This window comes from Paenibacillus sp. 01T431 (genome assembly GCF_056398625.1).
The window spans coordinates 87,721-107,304 of record NZ_JBFTPT010000009.1 but is presented as its reverse complement, the minus strand read 5'-3'; the positions used below and the strand labels follow the sequence as shown (position 1 = coordinate 107,304).

Genomic DNA, 19,584 nt, shown 5'->3' with positions numbered 1-19,584 from the left:
TGCTGCGACAACAAAATGCTAGAGTTGTCTTATAATTTTGTATAAAAAGAGATTGCCTTTGGTGTTTTACACCTACAGGCAATCTCCTTTTCAATTCGTCTTATCCTTTACCGATAGCAATCCAGTTGAGATGGCCAACTGGCTCTTGACTGATGCGTGTACGAATGATGAAAATAACTGCATGATCCGCAGCTTTCGAATGAGCTACAGCGTAGCAAGCCGGGTTGTCAGTCGTTACGGTTAGCACGTAATAATTATCCACGAACGGCTCATCAAATGGAATGATAAGCTCTACTTGTTCTGCTTGCACAGCAAAGCTGTAAGGCGCAAGCCCAAATTGCTGCTTTACAATGCCTTGGCTTGCGTTAGTAATTACAGGTGCAAATTGCAGTGCTGAAAGACCAATGGATTGCTCTTGAATATGCCTTCCAGTAATTGAGCCATCTGCAATCTGCTCTACTTGATTTGCAGCTGAACCCTCTACATTGCTCAGCAGTAATCCAGGTGCCAACAAATCTGCGGTAATGCTTCCCGGAACAATTTGTTCCGTTCCTACGCTGCCAAGAGCGAGCTTCGCTGAAGTTACACTTCCGTCCGCCAGCTGTTCCGATCCTATGCTGCCAAACGCCAGCTTCGTCGTTGTCACGCTTCCGTCCGTCAGCTGTTCCGATCCTACGCTGCCAAATGCCAGCTTCGTCGTTGTCACGCTTCCGTCCGTCAGCTGTTCCGTTCCTACGCTGCCAAACGCCAGCTTCGTCGTTGTCACGCTTCCGTCCGTCAGCTGCTCCGATCCTACGCTGCCAATTCCCAGCTTCGTCGTTGTCACACTTCCGTCCATTAAGTGCTCTGAACCTATGCTATCATACGCCAGTTTCGATGAAGTTACGCTTCCGCCCATCAGCTGTTCTGAATCTACACTGCCATAAGCCAGCTTCGATGTCGTCACACTTCCGTCTGCCAACTGTTCTGAACTTACGCTTCCATGCGTAAGCTTCGCTGACGTCACACTTCTATCCGTCAGTTGTTCTGAACCTACGCTTCCATACGCCAGCTTTGTTGATGTCACACTTCTATCCGTCAGTTGTTCTGAACCAATGCTTCCATTCGCCAGCTTCGCGGATGTCACGCTTCCGTCCATCAGCTGTTCCAAACCTACGCTGTCAAATGCTAGCTTGGTCGTCGTCACGCTTCTGTCTATCAAGTGCTCTGAACCTACACTGTCATATGCCAATTTTGATGATGTTACACTTCCGCCCATCAGCTGTTCTGAATCTACGCTTCCATACGCAAGCTTCGCTGTCGTCACACTGCCGTCCGTCAGCTGTTCCGAATTTACACTGCCAAATGCCAGCTTCGTTGATGTCACACTTCCGTCCATCAGCTGATTCGAACCTATGCTGCCTAGCGCCAGTTTCTCTGTTGTCACACTTCCGTCAGTCAGCTGTTCTGATCCAACACTTCCATTCGTAAGCTTCGCTGATGTCACACTTCTATCCGTCAGTTGTTCTGAACCAACGCTTCCATACGCAAGTTTTGCTGATGTCACACTTCTATCCATCAGTTGTTCTAAACCAATGCTTCCATACGACAGCTTCGATGTTGTCACACTGCCATCTGCTAGCTGCTCCGAACCTATGCTTTCATACGCCAGTTTCGATGTCGTCACACTGCCGTCCGTCAGCTGTTCCGAATTTACACTGCCAAATGCCAGCTTCGTTGACGTCACACTTCCGTCCAACAGCTGATTCGAGCCTACGCTTCCAAGCGCCAGTTTCTCTGTTGTCACACTTCCGTCAGTCAGCTGTTCTGATCCAACGCTTCCAAACGCTAGTTTCCATGCAGTCACGCTTCCATCCATTAACTGATCCGAACCTATGCTCTCTAACGCGATCTTTGTTGTAGTTACACTTCCATCTGACAACTGATCTGTACCTACGCTGCCTAGCTCAAGCTTCGATGCCGTCACACTTCCATCCGACAACTGAGCCGTACCCACGCTGCCAAGCACCAACTTCGTCGTTGTCACACTGCCATTCGACAACTGATCAGAGCCTACACTGCCTAGTACCAGCTTCGATTTTGTTACACTGCCGTCCGCCAATTGATCCGTACCCACGCTGCCAAGCACCAACTTCGTCGTCGTCACACTGCCATTCGACAACTGATCCGAGCCTACACTGCCTAGTACCAGCTTCGATTTTGTTACACTGCCATCCGCCAACTGCTCCGTACCTACACTGCGCAGCTCCAGCTTCGATTTCGTTACACTACCATCCGCCAACTGATCCGTACCTACACTGCGTAGCTCCAGCTTCGATTTCGTCACACTGCCATCCGACAACTGATCTGGGCCTACACTGCCAGGTACCAGCTTCGATGTCGTCACACTGCCATCCGACAACTGCTCCGTACTCACGCTGCCAGGTACCAGCTTCGATGTCGTCACACTGCTATCCATCAACTGATCCGTACCCACGCTGCCACGTACCAACTTATTCGTCGTCACACTGCCATCCGACAACTGCTCCGAGCCTACACTGCCAAGTACCAGCTTCGATTTTGTAACACTACCGTCCGCCAACTGCTCCGTACCTACACTGCCTAACTCAAGCTTCGATGTCGTTACACTGCCATCCTTCAACTGATCCGTACCCACGCTGCCAAGTACCAGCTTCGATGTCGACACGCTGCGATCCGACAACTGCTCCGTACCTACACTGCGCAGCTCCAGCTTCGATTTTGTCACACAACCATCTGACAACTGAGCCGAGCCTATGCTGCCTAGCTCCAGCTTCGACGACGTTACACTTCCGTCCGCCAACTGCTCCGTACCCACACTGCCTAGTTCCAGCTTCGATGTCGTCACACTGCCGTCCGACAACTGCTTCGAGCCTACGCTGCCTAGTACCAATTTCGTCGTCGTCACACTTTCATTCGCCAGCTGCTCCGAACCTACACTGCCTAGTACCAGCTTCGATGTCGTTACGCTTCCGTCCGACAACTGATCCTTTCCTACGCTACCTAGCTTCAGCTTCGACGTCGTCACGCTTCCGTCTGCCAGCTGCTCCGTCCCCACACTGTCGACTGACAACAACTTACTATCGATAGAGCCTTCCTTAATCTTTCTTCCCAAAATACTATTGTCAGCAATTCGATCAAACACAAGCACATCATTAGCCAAATGAGCTAGTGTAATCGTGCCCTTGCGAACATGATAGCCTTGAATCGAATCGGATTTCAAATGTTTTCCAGCAAGTGATTCGAGCTGTACATGCTCGCTTGAGACGGCATCTTGAGCCAGCTTTGCACTCGTCACCGCCTCATCCTGCAATGCATGTTCGTTTACACTATTTATTGTTAAATGCGTTGCATTTACCGACTCTGGCTTAAGCTGCTTCGCGCCGATCGACAATTCCGCTATTTTACCCGACGTAATGGCTCCTGGTGCGATATGATCCGTACCTACAGCACCTTTGCTTATGACATCAGCACCTACGGAATCGTTTTGCAATTGCGCTGGTCCAATACTGTTTGCTGTCAGCTTTTCAATCGTAATCGAATCATCCGCCAAATGCGCGGCATGAACCGACCCTTCTCCCAAATGGATTCCGAGCACGGCTGCATTTCCCAAATGACGGCTAAGCACCGATTCATTTGCTATCTGCTTTGATTGCACAGCGCCGAAAGCAAGTTTTGCAGATGTAATGACACCATCTTGAAGGTGGTCATTTCCGATCGATTGATCAGCCAAATGTTCAGCTCCAATTGCATGAGCTTCAATATGGGTCGAGCGAATCGATTCTGCTTGTATGTGGTGGGAAGCAATCAAATTGGCTCCGAGATGCCCTGGCATAATAGCTTGCGACGCAATCTTGACACTCGATACGCTTCCGTCTGCGAGCTTGCCAGTCGAGACGCTTAAATCAGCCAGCTTATCCGTCGTAACCGATTCAGGGGAAAGCTTTAATGAATTTACAGTATGATCTGCCAAATGATGCGAAAAAACTGCACCTGAAGCAATAGCTTGATCCGTGACAGCGCCTTTCGTTAGCTTGCTGCTCGTAACTGAACCGTCTTGCAGCTTTTTGTTATCTACAGCATCCTTTGCGAGATGGCGTCCTTCAATGATCTCCGATTTTAAATGCATGCCGTTCACTGCTTCAGAAGAAATCGCTTCACCCGTTACGGCACCCTTAGTGAAATGATACGACCTTAACACTTCAGGAGCCAGCTTCTGAAACGTTACCGATTCATCCTGAAGATGCCGGGATTCAATAGCAAAGTTTGCTATGACTTTATTATCAACAGCACCATCAACCAGCTTACTTCGCGTTATTGAAGCATCCGCTAATTGAGTAGTACCAACAGCCTCCATACCAATATGTTCAACACGAATGGATAATGGCGCGATTTTATCTTCATTAACAATGCCGCTTTGCAAATGATCCCGTTTAATTGCATTTGCTGCAATATGCTTCATGTTTACTGCATCTGTTGTCAGATGCGCCTGCAATATTTGCCCATCAGCAATTTTGTCGGATGTAATGCTTCCAGAGCCCAAATGACGGCTGTGAACGGAGTCATTCGCGAGCTTCTGAGCATTAACGGATTGATCAGAAAGCTTGGAAATCGTTATCGAATGATCAACAATTTTAATGGTGGATACCGATTGATCCGCAAGCTTCCTAGAGTTAATGGACTGATCCGCGATGTGCTCACTTGTTATTTGCCCTGTTCCAATGTGGGAGCTTAGAACGGCCGCTGCTTGAAGATGAGATGAAGATACCGATTCGTCCGCTAATTGTTCTGCTTTTACCGCTTTTGGCTGCAATTCCCTTGTTCCGACTGCTCCTTCTGCTAGATGTTCCGCGGCTATGTCTCCGAGGGCCAAATGCTTTCCCTGAATAATACCAACTGCGACATGCTCAGATAGCAGCAATCCAGGCTTCAAATGCTCCGCTTCAATCGCTTCTGCTGCTATCTTCTCACTCGTAACAGCTGAGTCACGAAGCTTGGAATGTGTTACTGCTCCTTCAGAAAGCTTTGAGTTGTCAACGGCTTCATTAGCCAAATTTTCCGGTCGGATCGTTCCGCTTTTAATTTTATCGCCAGTAATGGCTTGATCGGCAAGCAGGTCTGTTGTAATGAGCAATGACTTCAAATGCCTGGATTCGATTGACCCTTCTGCAATTTTGTCCATACTGATCGTACGATCCGCAAGCTTCTCTGACGAGATGCTGCCATCTTGAAGCTTATTGCCAGAAATTGAATAATCCAAAATTTTGTTTCCAGTAATCGAGTGGTTTACCAAATGCTCGCCCATAATCGATTCTTTTGCAATTTTAGCGGAGTTGATTGTGCCGTCAGCTAAATGGATGGTGTGAATGGAATAATCGGCAATCGTGCTTGCCTGCACGCTGCCTGCTGCCAGCTTGCTGCTATCGATCGACCCAGGTGCAATTTTCTCTGATGTAACCGAAAAGTCTACCAAATCATCCGTGTATATAAAAGCTGGAGGACCTTCCGGCGCCAATTTCTCATCAAGTTTCTCAAACTTTTCTTCCAAGCTTAACTGAGCAATCTGCTGGGCAAGCTCTTCGACAGCGAGCTGCTCTTGCTCTTCAATCTGGTGCAGCTGCTCCAGCGTATCCAAATGCTCTAATTGCTCCTGCAGCTCTTCTCCATGCGATTGTTCCAATTGTTCATTTAGTTCCAGCTGCTCCCCTAGCTCCAACAGCCTTGCTTGCTCCTGCTGCTCTTCTTGCGATTGTTCCGATTGTTCCAGCTGTTCCCCTTGCTCCAACAGTTCTACTTGCCCCACTTGTTCCTGCTGCTCTACTAGTTCCAGCTGCTGCTCTTGCTCCACCGGTTCCACTTGAATAAGCTGTTCTAACTGTTCAATCTCCTCAGAGTCCTCCACCGTGACAACTTCCGAATCCATCTGCTCTGATGGATTCTCAAGTATGAGAGCGAGTGCGTTAATGCTCGCTTTCTCCTTCTCTTCTTCCTCTTTTTTAATCAACGTTTTAGCTGCATGTGCTTGTGCAACAGCGGCCTTCTTCCTGTTCAAATCATCTAGCCACTTTAACTCGGAAGCATTCGGATTATCAACATAAAAAAGCGGCTTTCGCCCCTTCGGGCTTTTCCCTTTTCTGTTTTTTGTCATAGTCCTCTCCTTCTTCCACCTGAAATGTCATAGGTAATATATGCAGGTACCCATGGGCTCGCTACAAGGAGTACAGACAAATGTACATATGCGGCTTTTAACAAACAAAAAACCGCGGGAGCATGCAGCTCTCCGCGGTTTCTGTTTCAACTGTTTTAACTATTTCGATCTGGACAATAAGTATAAGAAATAAGGTGCTCCAATAACAGCAACAACAATGCCTGTTGGAATTTCGTTTGGCTGGAATGCCCATCTGGCAAGTGTATCCGCCACAATAACGAGCAGCGCGCCTACAAATGCTGAAGCTGGCAATAATACCTGATGCTGCGGACCGACAAGTCTTCTTGCCAAGTGAGGTGCTATGAGTCCGACAAATCCGATGCCCCCGCCGACAGCAACGCAAGAACCAGCTAGGCCTACCGCTGCAGCAAGCAGCAATGCCCGCTCCTTGTTCACTTGAGCTCCAAGTCCAACTGCCAATTGATCGCCTAAATTTAATGCATTCAATGCTTTCGCCTTATATTGCACGATTGGAAAAATAACGATTAGCCATGGGAGCAGTGCAACCACATACTTCCAGTTCGTTCCCCAAATGCTCCCCGCCATCCATACAGCAAAAAACTGATATTTCTCTGGCGTTAGACGCAAAATCAGAAGCTGCATCGCTGCGCTAATACCCGCCGCTACAGCAATACCTACCAATATCATCCGAGTTGGCAATAACCCTCGATGTCTCTTATACGAAAGTACAAAAATAAGCAATGCGGTAAACGATGCTCCGATTAATGCAAGAAACGGCATCAAAAATATAGAGCCCTTTTCCGTCGTCGGATAAAAAGAAATAAACAAGATAACTGCAAGCCCTGCGCCCGCGTTTATACCCAGCAGCCCTGGATCAGAAAGCGGGTTGCGCGATAATCCTTGTATAATACAGCCCGATACTGCAAAACCTGCGCCAATTAATATAGAGATGACAATCCGCGGCAAGCGGAAATCAAATAAAATTAGCTCCTGCTTAGCCGTTCCCGATCCAATTAACGTTTTGAATACGTCAAGCGGTGCTAAGCGAATAAATCCTGTGTTCATACTGATGATAACGGACAAAACAATAAGTACGCTAAGCACTGTCATTACGAGGACTGCGCGTTTTCTTCTACGCTGTTCGGTTTCGGTAATAAAGTAAGTATTCATGCTTATTCTCCCTTCATTCTTGTTACAAGATAGAGGAAGAACGGAACGCCTATAACCGCGATTATAATACCGATAGCCACTTCCTGAGGCGGATTAATCAATCGCCCGCCAATATCAGCCAGCACCATAAGTAAACTTCCCAAAACCGCCGAGCATGGAATGATCCATCTATAGTCGACACCAACTAGGAATCGTGAGATATGAGGAATAATCAAGCCTACAAAACCGATAGAGCCGACCGCTGAAACGGCGGTGCCTGCCAGCAATAAGACTATAATGACGCCTGCTGCTTTTACTAGGCCAGTTCGTTGTCCAAGACCTGCAGCAACATCATCGCCTAAGCTTAACAATGTAATGGAGCGCGATAACACGATGGCGCCAAGCAGTCCACCAACTACCCATGGCCATACAATTTGAATTTGCAGCCATTTCGTTCCGGCTACCCCGCCAGCATACCAAAAAGCCAAATCCTGACCAATTTTATAATAAATCGCTATGCCTTCTGTTATAGCAAGCAGCAATGCCCCTACAGCCGCACCAGCCAGTGTAAGCCGCACAGGTGTTAGGCCGCCTTTTGCTAATGAGCCGATTCCATATACGAGTCCCATTGCAACTGCTGCACCCGCAAAACACACAAACATAAGACCAAGATAAGATATCGAAGGGAAAAAAGCGAAGCAAAGCGCCAACATAAAACCTGCTCCTGCGTTAATTCCAAGCAAGCTCGAGTCTGCTAATGGGTTTCTAGTCATGCCTTGCATAACAGAACCTGCGACAGCGAAAGCTGCTCCCACCAAAGCAGCGGCTAACGCACGCGGCATACGAAGCTCTTTAATAATTTGATGCTGAATGTTTTCCTCATTGAAGTGGAATACGCCATCCCATACCGTTGAAAGACTGATATCTGCTGCACCGACGGAGATAGATAATGCGAGCGATAATAAGAGTGCTGCAAGCCCGCCAAATAAAATAATCGTAGCCACTAGCGGCCGTGTGCGCAGCTTTGTGCCTGCCAGCGCTTTCTTGCTTGATAGAGAAGACATTTGAAAACTACCCTTCTGTATGTATACTTTGGTTGATAAAAAATGCTTCATAAAGGAAGTCTGTTTCCAGACATAAAAAAAAACCCACTCAACTGATAACGATTCTCGTTTTCAATATAGCAGATTTTTCATATGTTTTCAATGCAATAATTTAGATATTTCGTTCTGCCTTAATGCGGCTTCCTATCAAGTAGAAAGCCTTCCTCTCATAGCAATAGTCGTAAAGCGGTTAGGAGAAAATCTGCTGATCGACGGTTCTCCCTGCTTTTCTTCCAATAGATCAGCAACAATATGAGCTGTGATTGGACTTAGCAAAATACCGTTGCGATAATGACCTGCGGCCATAATAACGGCTGGCATTCCCTCTACTTGCCCAAGCATTGGCATTCCATCTCGCGTTGCAGGACGCAAGCCTGCCCACCGATGCGCGGTTTCTTTGCCTTTAAGAAATGGAAAAAGCTGATTGCTGCTGCGAATTAAGCGGCCGATGCCTCGTTCTGTCACACTCGTCTCAAAGCCCGCGACATCTTCAGAAGCACCGCATACGAGCCGAGCATTTCTTTTTCCGACCCAATAGGCTTGGCTGGAGAAGATCATATGGCGAACTTCAGCTTCTTGATGCTCATAAGAGCAGATTTGTCCCCGAATCGGATGGATCGGAACAGAAAGTCCGAACCATCGTTCATATTCACCTGACCAAGCGCCCGCGCAGACGACTAGCCGATCGGCATGAACCTTCTTTATCATCGTTTCTGCTCGGACAGACGCTCCCCCGCTCTGTTGAACTGCAACCTCTTCAATTTTACCCGCATGGGATAGGATGACGACACCTAACCTCCGGCAAGCTTCTTCAAGCGCTGCAACAAGCTTTGGCGCGTACACATGGCTCTCCTTTGGCGTAAATACGCCAGCAATTGCCGAATGAGCAAGCATCGGCTCCAGCTTCCTAAGCTGAGCTGCATCAATAAGCTGAGCTTCGGCTCCCCATTCATTTTGCCACTGCAATCTGGATTGTATGGGCAAAACGTCTGCTTCATGCATAAAAACGTTAATGCTTCCGCTCTCTACCCACTCCGTCGACATGCCGGATTGTTCCTCGATCGCTTTAATCCACGCCGGGTAGCTGCGGTGACTGTTTAGGCACAGCTGAAAAAATTGATCGGGCTGCTCCGTATTTTCTGAAAATGGAGCAAGCATGCCTGCCGCTGCGCCGGATGCTTGCCCTCCGAGTGCGCTTGGCTCAATGAGTGTTACGTTCATGCCTCTACGCGCCGACTCGAAGGCACAAGACAAACCAATAATGCCGCCTCCTAGTATAATTACCGATTGGGGCATTATTGTTCCCCTCCTGCGCTAACTCCTGTTTCAAATAATGAGCCTGCCCAATCACTGCTTGCAGATGCATAACGTTTTTTCGGTATGCGGCCAGCCAGCCATGCCAGCCGCCCTGCTTCAATCGCTAATCGAAATGCGCGAGCCATCATAATCGGATCCTGTGCCTTAGCGATAGGCGTATTAGCCAAAATGCCGTCCGCACCTAGCTCCATCGCTTCCGCAGCATCCTTCGCCGATCCAATACCCGCATCGATGATGACTGGAACCCTCGACTGCTCCGCAATAAGTCCGAGGTTATAGGGATTGAGCAATCCGAGCCCAGATCCAATTGGCGATCCTCCAGGCATGATTGCTGAAGCTCCAGCTTCCTCTAATTTCCGGCATAGGATTGGGTCATCGGATGTATAAGAAAGAACGATAAAACCCTCGTTCGCAAGCTGCTCCGTAGCACGCAGCGTTTCTATAGGGTCAGGCAGAAGTGTTCGATGGTCTCCGCTGATTTCAACCTTAATCCAGTTGCCAAGCCCAGCTTCTCTCGCCAGACGCGCGATTCGAACAGCCTCCTCCGCTGTTCTCGCACCAGATGTATTCGGCAAATATTGCATTTGTTTATCTTCAAAGTGTTGAAGTACCGAATCATCCTCCACACTCTCTAGATTAACCCTTCTAACCGCGAACGTAATAACCTCCGAACCCGACGCTTCAAGCGCCTGCTGCAGTACAGCAGGACTTGGAAATCGCCCCGTACCGAAAAAAAAGCGCGACCGCAGCGCATGTCCTCCAATAAGAAGGACATCTTCATGATTCCAATTTCCCAAAATGTTCAGCCCCCTCCAACAAAATGCACAAGTTCTATGGAGCTTCCGCTAAGTAATTCAGTTTCAGCCCACCTTGCACGTTGTACGATCATACCGTTAAGCTCAATAACGAGCTTTTTATGTTGTTGTCCCAGCTGGACGACCAGTTCCTCCACTGTTTTAGCGCTGGTCTGCTCCTCGCGGCCATTAATCTTCACTATCTTAAAGGGAGGAACATATTCAGAACGGTGTGCATCGATTTTCTTTAAGAAAGCCTGACAAACACCAGCCGGGTCATTATGGCCAACAATGGCTGAAACTGCGCATATTCGTGTCGCTCCCGCCGCTAGTACGACATCAACATTTTCAAGTGTGATACCGCCAATAGCCACGAACGGTATCGATATATGATGCGCTGCTTCACTAACATAACTTGTAGTAACAGCCGTACGGCCCGGCTTTGTTTCGGTGGGGTACACTGGCCCAACGCCGATATAATCGGCTCCCTCCTGTTCAGCAGCTAGCGCTTGCTGCAGGTTATGCGTGGATATGCCAATTATGCGGTCAGCACCAAGCCATTCTCTTGCTTTGGCAATTGGCATATCATCCTGACCTAAATGAACACCGTCAGCATCCGTCTCAAGAACAATATCAGGATAATCATTAATGATAAGAGGCACTTTATATTTTCGCGTTAGTATTCGAAGGGCTTTGGCCTCTTCAAGCACCTCTTCCCTCGTCCCCGTTTTGTTGCGAAGCTGAACCATTTGAGCTCCGCCAATCAGCGCCTGCTCCATCACTTCAACGACGGATCTGCCAGGGTGATTAGATTTTGCTGTAATGGCGTAGAGCTTGAAGTTCCGCCAGCCTTGTCTACTCATTCTCAAACACAACCTTTCATCAAAAAAATCATTTACTTCCATTTCATAAGAACGTTTTAACGAGATTAATTGCATTCTCCGCATCCGCTGTGCCTTGCACAAGCACCCGTCCATCTGGGAAGAGAATCAGCTGCTCTCCGCTTGAGATCATCGCTTTCACTAAATACCGATTCACGGTGAGCGTGCAGCCAAGCGCTCGCAAAGTTTGCTCTACCTCTTTTAAATCAAACGGCTTGCCTAACGTCACCTGCACCGTATCCCTACCGCATAATACGGTAGAGCTTATTTGAGTATTTTCCGCTCTATCAGCTTCAAAACAAAGCATGCCGTCAATTGCTACTTCAGGCGTTTGAGCACAGAATGGACACTCGGTACTGAATGCCGGAAGCTCCGATTCCCGCATTCGGAATGACCATAGATCAATGCTCAACCACGTTTTACGCAGCGCCGAATCATTGCCAGTTAGCCATTTTATCGCCTCAGCTGCTTGCATAGATGCAATCCATTCAACCGCTGGAGCGAGTACGCCCACCGTATCGCAAGTATCGGCCTCCTGCTCCATATCATCTGCACCGATTAAGCAGCGCAAGCAAGAAGTCTCTCCAGGAATTAATGTTGCCTGCATGCCCTGCGCCCCAGCCACCCCGCCATAAACAAATGGGATTCGCTGTCTAAAGCATTGGTCGCTGACCAGCAGCCTTGTCGCTGCATTATCCGTCCCATCAAGGACGAGATGGACTCCTCCGGCGAGAAATCCGATGTTCTGTGCATTCACATCCGCTACTGTCGCCATAATGTTTACACTGCTGTTAATTTGGCGAAGCCGATTGGCAGCGGCCACTGCTTTGGGCATCACTGCCAGCGCGTCCGCCTCGTCAAAAAGCATTTGGCGCTGCAAGTTGCTCGGCTCAACAAAGTCCCTGTCTACCAGCCTAACTTCCCCGACACCGGCTCTTACCATATGCTGTGCAAGCGAAGCGCCTAATGCGCCAACACCGACGATAAGCACCGAGGCATCGGCCAGCTTCCGCTGGCCTGCCTCTCCAATGAAAGCAAATCTCGTTTGCCTCGAATAACGATCTGCAAAAGCATCAAGAACAGAATCAACCATAAATCTTGCTCCCTGCCGCCTTGAATGCATCTGATTTTTCCTTCATTCCCGCTTCAATGGCTTCCGTTGTTTCCATATCGTTTTGCGCGGCATACTCTCTTATATCTTGGGTGATTCGCATGCTGCAAAACTTCGGCCCGCACATGGAGCAGAAATGAGCGGATTTCGCAGCATCAGCCGGAAGCGTCTCATCGTGGTAAGCCATCGCACGCTCTGGATCAAGCGATAGATGGAATTGATCCCGCCAACGAAACTCGAATCGCGCTTTGGACAATGCATCATCACGCAGCTTCGCTCCCCGGTGCCCTTTCGCCAAGTCAGCCGCATGCGCTGCAATTTTGTACGTAATAACGCCTTCCTTCACATCCTCCTTATTTGGGAGGCCAAGGTGCTCCTTCGGTGTTACATAACAAAGCATTGCCGTGCCGAACCATCCAATCATTGCAGCTCCAATTGCCGAAGTAATATGATCATAGCCTGGCGCGATATCGGTCGTTAGCGGTCCTAATGTATAGAAAGGCGCTTCATCGCACACCTCTAGCTGACGATCCATATTTTCTTTGATCAAATGCATTGGCACATGGCCAGGGCCTTCAATCATCACTTGTACATCATGCTTCCATGCGATCTTCGTTAGCTCCCCCAATGTATCCAGCTCAGCAAACTGAGCAGCGTCATTGGCATCTGCTATAGAACCGGGTCTCAGGCCGTCACCGAGCGAGAATGATACGTCGTATGCTTTCATAATTTCACAAATGTCTTCAAAATGCGTATATAGGAAATTCTCCTTATGGTGTGCCAGGCACCAAGCTGCCATAATTGATCCGCCTCGCGAGACAATGCCCGTAACGCGCTTTGCCGTAAGTGGTATGTAGCGCAGCAGCACACCTGCATGAATCGTAAAATAGTCGACGCCCTGCTCGGCTTGTTCAATAAGCGTATCGCGGAATACTTCCCAGCAAAGGTCTTCTGCTTTGCCGTTCACTTTCTCCAGCGCCTGATAAATGGGCACTGTGCCAACTGGAACTGGTGAATTCCGCACGATCCACTCCCGCGTCGTATGGATGTTTTTCCCCGTGGACAAATCCATAATCGTATCGGCTCCCCAGCGCGTCGCCCAAGTCATCTTCTCCACTTCCTCTTCAATCGAAGAAGCTACAGCAGAGTTGCCGATATTAGCATTGATTTTAACGTGAAACTGCCGCCCAATAATCATCGGCTCACTTTCAGGATGGTTGATGTTCGTCGGAATAATGGCACGGCCGGCTGCAATCTCGCTGCGTACAAATTCTGCACTCATCCCTTCGCGAATAGCGATGTATTCCATCTCAGAAGTAATGATCCCTTTGCGGGCGTAATGAAGCTGCGTAACATTTTGCCCTGTTTTGGCACGAAGCGGTTTCCTCGTTAACCCCGGGAATCGTTCCGCGCCTCGCTGCTCTGCTTTTTCAGCCGAAATAAATCCATTATCCTCCGGTTTGATTTCCCTGCCCTCATAGGGCTCTACATCACCACGCTGCAAAATCCATTCGCTGCGAATACCGGGCAAACCGCGCCGAACATCTGCCTCATACGTTTCATCGGTATAAGGACCGCTGGCATCATAAACTCTTACAGGTTCATTCGGCAGCTCTTCACCATTTCTGCCAGTACTAGCTTCAAGTGCAATTTCTCTCATCGGAACACGGATGTTTCCCTTTGAGCCCTCGACGTACACCTTGCGGCTGCCCGGAAGCGGAGTGGAAAAAATAGACATAACAAAAACCTCCTAATGGAATAATAGAATTCCTCCTGGAGGCATACGCAAGCATATGAGAAAGTTTAAAACACCGCTGCTATACAAGTAGCTAGGCTGCTACTAGAGCTGCAATCGCTGGAGCGTGCATGGCAGCCACAAAGCTTATCGATTCACTGGCGCCAAACAAAAAAACCGCTCCAGCAAAGGAGCGGTCGAAGAGTGTCGTCATGCGAGTGTTATCTTGCAAGGGTTCCCCTTAAGCAGATAAAGTCATGCCGCATAAGCTGAGGCTTCAGCAGATTCCGGCAGAGCTTTCACGCGCAAAGCATAAACGCACAATCCCACTTTCCTACGCTGGCATAACCCAGATCAGGTTCAAAGGGACCAAAGCGATTCGCTTTATCTCAGCCATTACGGCGCCCCTAGTGGATTTCCTTGTTTGACTATACCGTTTAGTAAAGAAGGGTGTCAACCCTCTATTTTCCAAACCGCGGAAAAATACAGCCTGCTACAGTCCGCTTTCCTTCAGCAGCCTTACCCATCGATCAGCGGTGTGGCGCCATGTGAATGTCTGCTCCACACGCTCGCGGCTGCGGCGACCCAGCTTCTGCCTGAGCTGTTTATCGCGAAGCAGCAGATGCAGCTTTTCTCGCAGCTCTCGCTCGATATGAAGCTGATTGACCAAATAGCCCGTTTCGCCATTACGAATAATTTCTTTCATTCCGCCTGCACGTGTTGCGACTACCGGAACGCCGCAGGACATCGCCTCGACATTAACGAGCCCAAACGCCTCCCTCTGTCCTGATGGAACAACCGCTACATCGGCAACGAGCATCCAGCTGGGCACTTCCGAATGCGGCACGTAGGGCACAAAACGAACATGACCCGGACATTTGCGTCCAAGCTGTTCAAGCTTGCGCACATAAGCCGTTTTGCGATGCGAGCCATAAAATGGGCTCCCTACGATGATAACAACGAGCTCCGGGTGGCTTTTGGCAAGCTGCGGCACGATATTGAGAAGATGATGAACGCCCTTAAGCGGAATAAGCCTCCCCATAAAAAGCACCACTTTTTTACCATTCAATCCTCTCTTTTGCCTTAAACTCTCCCGTTTAGCGGCTCCTTCGGAGGAATATTGTGAAGGAAACCTGGCCGTATCTACGCCAGGATAAATGACTCGCAGCTTCGAAGCGACCTCTGGCGCTTTCGACACTACAATTCGTCTTAGAAACTCGCTATTTACGATGATTCTATCTGCTGCCTGCAAGCACTTATGCAAGTTTGCAGAAGAAATATAGGAGGGTGAAATAAAGGTGGAGGAATGCAAATAAAGCCAGACTCGTTTGCCTGGATTCAATCGCTTCATCGTTAGCACAAATTGGGGACGATTCTCGACGTCGATGACGTGAGGGGAAAAACGGTGAACCGCATGTCCTACCTCTTGAATATATCGCTGCTTATTGCCCGCTGCAAACCGTTCACAAACAACACCGTTAAATTGTCCTTGACGAGGCAATCGCTTGCTCAGTCTTCCAAATATACGAGGTTCCGCGTAAGGCTTAAGCAGCGGGGCAAATTTCTCTACCACTCGCTCAACCGAGCTGCTCCCTGATGAAGGAATCGGGAAGGAGCCTGGTGTTACAATTGCAACTTTAATGGGTGCCATTTATTCGTATGCCTCCTGCATGATCTGCTTTTTTTGCAGTATCATACGTATCTAGCAACGGCTTTGGCACGGCTTTTCCAAGGCTATAGCTTGAATTTCATTTGGAATAGTCCAGCTCTTCGAGCCGCCATATAGATGATCACGACAAGCGGTCCGATGAATACACCGATAACACCGACGAGCTTGAAGCCGACATATAAACTTACAAGCGCTGACAACGAGCCGATTCCTACTGAATCACCGAGAATTTTAGGCTCTACGATGCGGCGGAATACGGTAATAACTAAAAATAGAATAATTAGCCCTACCCCTACAAAAACATTGCCCGTCAGCAGCAAATAACTTCCCCATGGCACAAGCACAGAACCTGTTCCAAGAATCGGCATAATATCAACAATGATAATAAGCAGCGCGATAGCAAGCGGATATTTGACATTAAGTATGAGCAAACCGATCAACGAAATGATGTAGGTGAGTGCACTCAAAATAAACTGCGAACGCAAGAAACCAAAAATCGACTTCTTGAGATTGTTCAGCACATCATTGACCTGGGGCTGCGATTTTTCTTCAAATAATGAAAGCACCGTTGCCTTCATCGTATTTAGACTAAAGCTCATCATGTATACCGCCACCAAGAAAACGATAAAGAAGATGAACATGCCCGGGATGCTTGAGGCGAAAGCGATAACGGTGTTCGATAACGTACCCACCATTTTCGTTAATGTACTCGTTAGCTCCATTAGCCATTTCTCTAACGTTTCAATGGCGTCAGGAGGGAAGTTTTGATATAACGATTGTGCCTGAAACATGAGATCGTCTACCATCCCATTGGCATTTTCGAAGTATTGGGGCACTTTTTTGAAAAAGGCTATTAATTCGGCTACCACTTTCACGCCAAGCAGCGCGATTAGTCCGATCAGAATAACCGTAAATAGGCTGCTTGATATTGTAGCCGCAACCAGCCGATTCATTCGGAATTTTTTCATAAACAGCTGATTAAGCGGCTCAAGAAAAATAGCTACAACAAGCGCAAGCAAGAAAGGAGCACCTACCGTAAAAAACAGATAGAGCAACAATAACCCTAAAGCGATAAATACGATTGTCTTAATAGACACAGCTTCTCCTCCTCTCTATTCTTTTATATGCACTTTACGCCACTCTTAAACCAGCTCTTTCATACTAATCCAGCACTGCGCTGCGCTCATGGAAATTAACATCTTTATAGTACATATCCTTAACAAGGAGGTTAGGTCCGCAGCATGAAGCGACCGGGCAGTGACAATTCACACTTTGCGCAAGGGAATGGTCCAGCCATTTATCAAATAAATCCTCCAATTTGGACGAACCGATGTTGCCAAAAGCGGGCACGTCAGAAAAGTCGGTTACAAATACATCGCCTGTAAACAAATTTACGTTCAGTCGATTGCGGCCGTCAGGGTCATTGCGTACCGTTACATTTGGCTCATTCGCTAATCTTCGCAGCAGCTCACGTTCTGATTTGCTGTCACTGCATGGATAAAAGGGAAGTGTACCGAACAGCATCCATACGGATTGGTCTCGCGCTTTCAGCAAGCGTTCAATAGCTTCCAGCATTTGCTCACGTGAGAGAACCGGTAAATCCTTCGCAAAGGAGCTAGGATACATCGGATGTACCTCATGCCTCTGACATCCCATATCCACAATCAGCTGATGAATCTCATCAATTTTGTTATACGTTTTGTAATTGATCATAGACTCCGCAGAAACGAGTACACCTGTCTCGCTAAGGCGACGCGTGTTTTCGATCATTCGTTCATAAAGCTTGGTCGCAGCTTCGAGCGATACATGGTGATTGGCTTTCGCAAATCCAATTTGGTGAAAATCTTCCGGAGACGTGTAGTTAAATGAAATGTGCATGACATCTAGATAAGGAGCTAGCTGCTCATAACGGCTGTAAGGCAGCGTCACGTTCGAATTGATTTGGGAGCGAATGCCGCGGCTGCGGGCGTATTGAAGCAACGGCACCATGTAATCACGAACCGTTCGGTCGGAGAAGGATGGCTCCCCGCCTGTAATGCTTATCGTTTCCAGATGCTCTACTTCATCCAGTCGGTCCAGCATCTGCTTAAGCGGCAGCTTGGCGGGTTCTGTCATTACAAGTGTATCTCCAACAGCGCAATGCTCGCATCGCATATTGCATAGGTTGGAAACGGTCATTTCGACGCTTGTTAAGCGATGTCTTCCATATTGCTGCAACGAACGGATGGGATCCCACGGATCATTCGTTGGCGAAAGTGTGGATAACGGTGTTCTTGATTGTTGAAATTGTATTGTGTTCATTTTTCTTCAGCACCTGACTTATTTTCTGGAATGAATCATTCTTTAGTTATTGTAATGCGCGACTGCAAAGGAAGCAAATAAAACGGCAAAAAAAGAAGCAAAAAGGAGCCCTAAGCGGCTCCCAATCTGTCTTTCGTTAAATGCCTGAGGCAAACTGCACTTCGCTCGCGTCATCGTTCACGCTGACAATCATCATCGTGAGCTGCTTCGACAAATCGATCTCGTAAGGCGATTTCAGTTCCTCGCCCGCTTCATTATATAGAATACGAATAATAGGTCGATGCGGGTAAGAATGATTAAGATCTGCTACGATACCCGACTCTCCTGTTTGCAGCTTAACTGTTATTCCAATCGGGTAAATAGCAACCTTATCGCGGAACAGCTGCAGCATTCGCTGCTCGTATAACGTTCCCGTACCGGCATAAAGCCGCTCAATCGCGTGATGTGGAAGCATTGGAGCACTGTAGACGCGATTTGTTGTCATGGCGTCATACGAATCGACCAACCCGATCCACTTGGCATAATCATGAATTTCATTGCCTTTGATTCCGCGCGGATAACCGCTTCCGTCAATTCGCTCATGATGCTGGAATGCACAGTGGGCAACAAGCAGCGGCAGGTTAGGCTCATCCTTGAGCAGCTCGTAACCGATTCTCGCATGCTGCTTCATCGCTTCGAACTCCTCTTTGGAGAGGGAGCCTGGTTTTCTTAACACATCAATCGCAATCTGCGTCTTGCCGATATCGTGAAGAAGAGCGCCCATGCCAAGCGTCGTAAGCTCTTCCTTAGAATAGCCGTTCGACATACCGAGCAGTGTCGTATAAACGCAGACGTTTAAAGAATGCTGGAACAAATAATGATCAACGGAGCTCATGTCCATTAGCATGATCATGGCATCCTTATGACCGGAGAGGTCATCGATAATCATATTCATCATATTTTTAAATGGCTGTGCGATATAGGGGTAGGTTACGCCTTTTTTGCGTTTAGGACGATCCATCATTTCGCGGAAATTCGTTCGAATTTCCTTCAGCGCGATTTGCATCGTTTCCTCTCTAATTAAAGAAGGCAGCACAATATCATCCGTCTTCGGATCTGTTATATAAACATATTGAATTCCGCATTGATCCAAGCGGGATATAAGTCTCTCTGTCAGTTCCATATTCTCGCCAAGAAGAACGATACCCTCTTGAGAAAATATTTTTTTGGCCAGCTTCATACCCGGCCTGCATTTCGCTATTGGCAACAACCGCATTTTCTCGATCCTTCCCCATTAAAAGTCGGCTAACTATTACATCGGAAAAAATCGTTCGTAATGTTAATGTACGGGATATACG

Annotated in this window: 13 protein-coding genes and 1 riboswitch; all 13 genes read right to left on the bottom strand. The window is 48.1% G+C overall.

All coding sequences use genetic code 11. The features are described from left to right. Positions 1-100: 100 nt before the first annotated feature. The 13 genes from AC1DM9_RS17830 to AC1DM9_RS17770 all read right to left on the bottom strand — a co-directional run bounded on the left by AC1DM9_RS17830 (position 101) and on the right by AC1DM9_RS17770 (position 19,502). A complete protein-coding gene (locus AC1DM9_RS17830; protein ID WP_477581393.1) occupies positions 101-6,166 on the bottom strand; it encodes a WIAG-tail domain in 6,066 nt (2,021 codons plus the stop codon). A gap of 159 nt (positions 6,167-6,325) precedes the next feature. Then, the gene (locus AC1DM9_RS17825) at positions 6,326-7,357 is read right to left on the bottom strand and encodes a FecCD family ABC transporter permease (RefSeq protein ID WP_477581391.1); all 1,032 of its coding nucleotides are present in this window, start codon (positions 7,355-7,357) and stop codon (positions 6,326-6,328) included. Positions 7,358-7,359: 2 nt separating this feature from the next. Further along, positions 7,360-8,400, bottom strand: a complete 1,041-nt coding sequence (locus tag AC1DM9_RS17820) for a FecCD family ABC transporter permease (RefSeq protein ID WP_076270255.1) — start codon at positions 8,398-8,400, stop codon at positions 7,360-7,362. 186 nt (positions 8,401-8,586) lie between these two features. Further along, positions 8,587-9,735 carry a glycine oxidase ThiO gene (thiO, locus tag AC1DM9_RS17815; protein ID WP_477581389.1) on the bottom strand — a complete coding sequence of 383 codons (1,149 nt, stop codon included), beginning with the start codon at positions 9,733-9,735 and terminating at the stop codon, positions 8,587-8,589. Continuing rightward, entirely contained in the window at positions 9,735-10,553 is an 819-nt protein-coding gene (locus AC1DM9_RS17810; RefSeq protein WP_477581387.1) for a thiazole synthase, read from the bottom strand. Before AC1DM9_RS17810 ends, thiO begins: the two co-directional genes overlap by 1 nt. A 5-nt stretch (positions 10,554-10,558) precedes the next feature. After that, positions 10,559-11,413: a thiamine phosphate synthase gene (gene thiE, locus AC1DM9_RS17805; protein ID WP_477581385.1), complete on the bottom strand. Its 855-nt coding sequence runs from the start codon at positions 11,411-11,413 to the stop codon at positions 10,559-10,561. Between the two features lie 43 nt (positions 11,414-11,456). Next, positions 11,457-12,524 carry a ThiF family adenylyltransferase gene (locus tag AC1DM9_RS17800; RefSeq protein WP_477581383.1) on the bottom strand — a complete coding sequence of 356 codons (1,068 nt, stop codon included), beginning with the start codon at positions 12,522-12,524 and terminating at the stop codon, positions 11,457-11,459. Then, positions 12,517-14,280 carry a phosphomethylpyrimidine synthase ThiC gene (gene thiC / locus AC1DM9_RS17795; protein ID WP_477510590.1) on the bottom strand — a complete coding sequence of 588 codons (1,764 nt, stop codon included), beginning with the start codon at positions 14,278-14,280 and terminating at the stop codon, positions 12,517-12,519. Before thiC ends, AC1DM9_RS17800 begins: the two co-directional genes overlap by 8 nt. Before the next feature lie 91 nt (positions 14,281-14,371). Further along, positions 14,372-14,509, bottom strand: coding sequence for a hypothetical protein (locus AC1DM9_RS17790; protein ID WP_477581380.1), 138 nt, complete (start codon positions 14,507-14,509; stop codon positions 14,372-14,374). Positions 14,510-14,591: 82 nt separating this feature from the next. Then, a riboswitch (TPP riboswitch) is annotated at positions 14,592-14,696 on the bottom strand. 74 nt (positions 14,697-14,770) lie between these two features. Then, positions 14,771-15,928 carry a glycosyltransferase family 4 protein gene (locus AC1DM9_RS17785; RefSeq protein ID WP_477581378.1) on the bottom strand — a complete coding sequence of 386 codons (1,158 nt, stop codon included), beginning with the start codon at positions 15,926-15,928 and terminating at the stop codon, positions 14,771-14,773. Between the two features lie 83 nt (positions 15,929-16,011). Then, on the bottom strand, positions 16,012-17,043 hold the full coding sequence (gene ytvI / locus AC1DM9_RS17780; RefSeq protein ID WP_076270261.1) for a sporulation integral membrane protein YtvI: 1,032 nt from the start codon (positions 17,041-17,043) through the stop codon (positions 16,012-16,014). Positions 17,044-17,107: 64 nt separating this feature from the next. After that, on the bottom strand, positions 17,108-18,247 hold the full coding sequence (gene yfkAB, locus AC1DM9_RS17775) for a radical SAM/CxCxxxxC motif protein YfkAB (RefSeq protein ID WP_076270262.1): 1,140 nt from the start codon (positions 18,245-18,247) through the stop codon (positions 17,108-17,110). Positions 18,248-18,383: 136 nt separating this feature from the next. After that, positions 18,384-19,502, bottom strand: a complete 1,119-nt coding sequence (locus AC1DM9_RS17770) for an HD-GYP domain-containing protein (RefSeq protein ID WP_477581376.1) — start codon at positions 19,500-19,502, stop codon at positions 18,384-18,386. Positions 19,503-19,584 lie beyond the last annotated feature (82 nt).

Bases quoted from the DNA above. Each gene is read 5' to 3' on its own strand.
- AC1DM9_RS17830 (WP_477581393.1), bottom strand. From the start codon at position 6,166: ATGACAAAAAACAGAAAAGGGAAAAGCCCGAAGGGGCGAAAGCCGCTT.
- AC1DM9_RS17825 (WP_477581391.1), bottom strand. From the start codon at position 7,357: ATGAATACTTACTTTATTACCGAAACCGAACAGCGTAGAAGAAAACGC.
- AC1DM9_RS17820 (WP_076270255.1), bottom strand. From the start codon at position 8,400: ATGTCTTCTCTATCAAGCAAGAAAGCGCTGGCAGGCACAAAGCTGCGC.
- thiO (WP_477581389.1), bottom strand. From the start codon at position 9,735: ATGCCCCAATCGGTAATTATACTAGGAGGCGGCATTATTGGTTTGTCT.
- thiE (WP_477581385.1), bottom strand. From the start codon at position 11,413: ATGAGTAGACAAGGCTGGCGGAACTTCAAGCTCTACGCCATTACAGCA.
- AC1DM9_RS17800 (WP_477581383.1), bottom strand. From the start codon at position 12,524: ATGGTTGATTCTGTTCTTGATGCTTTTGCAGATCGTTATTCGAGGCAA.
- thiC (WP_477510590.1), bottom strand. From the start codon at position 14,280: ATGTCTATTTTTTCCACTCCGCTTCCGGGCAGCCGCAAGGTGTACGTC.
- AC1DM9_RS17785 (WP_477581378.1), bottom strand. From the start codon at position 15,928: ATGGCACCCATTAAAGTTGCAATTGTAACACCAGGCTCCTTCCCGATT.
- yfkAB (WP_076270262.1), bottom strand. From the start codon at position 18,247: ATGAACACAATACAATTTCAACAATCAAGAACACCGTTATCCACACTT.
- AC1DM9_RS17770 (WP_477581376.1), bottom strand. From the start codon at position 19,502: ATGCGGTTGTTGCCAATAGCGAAATGCAGGCCGGGTATGAAGCTGGCC.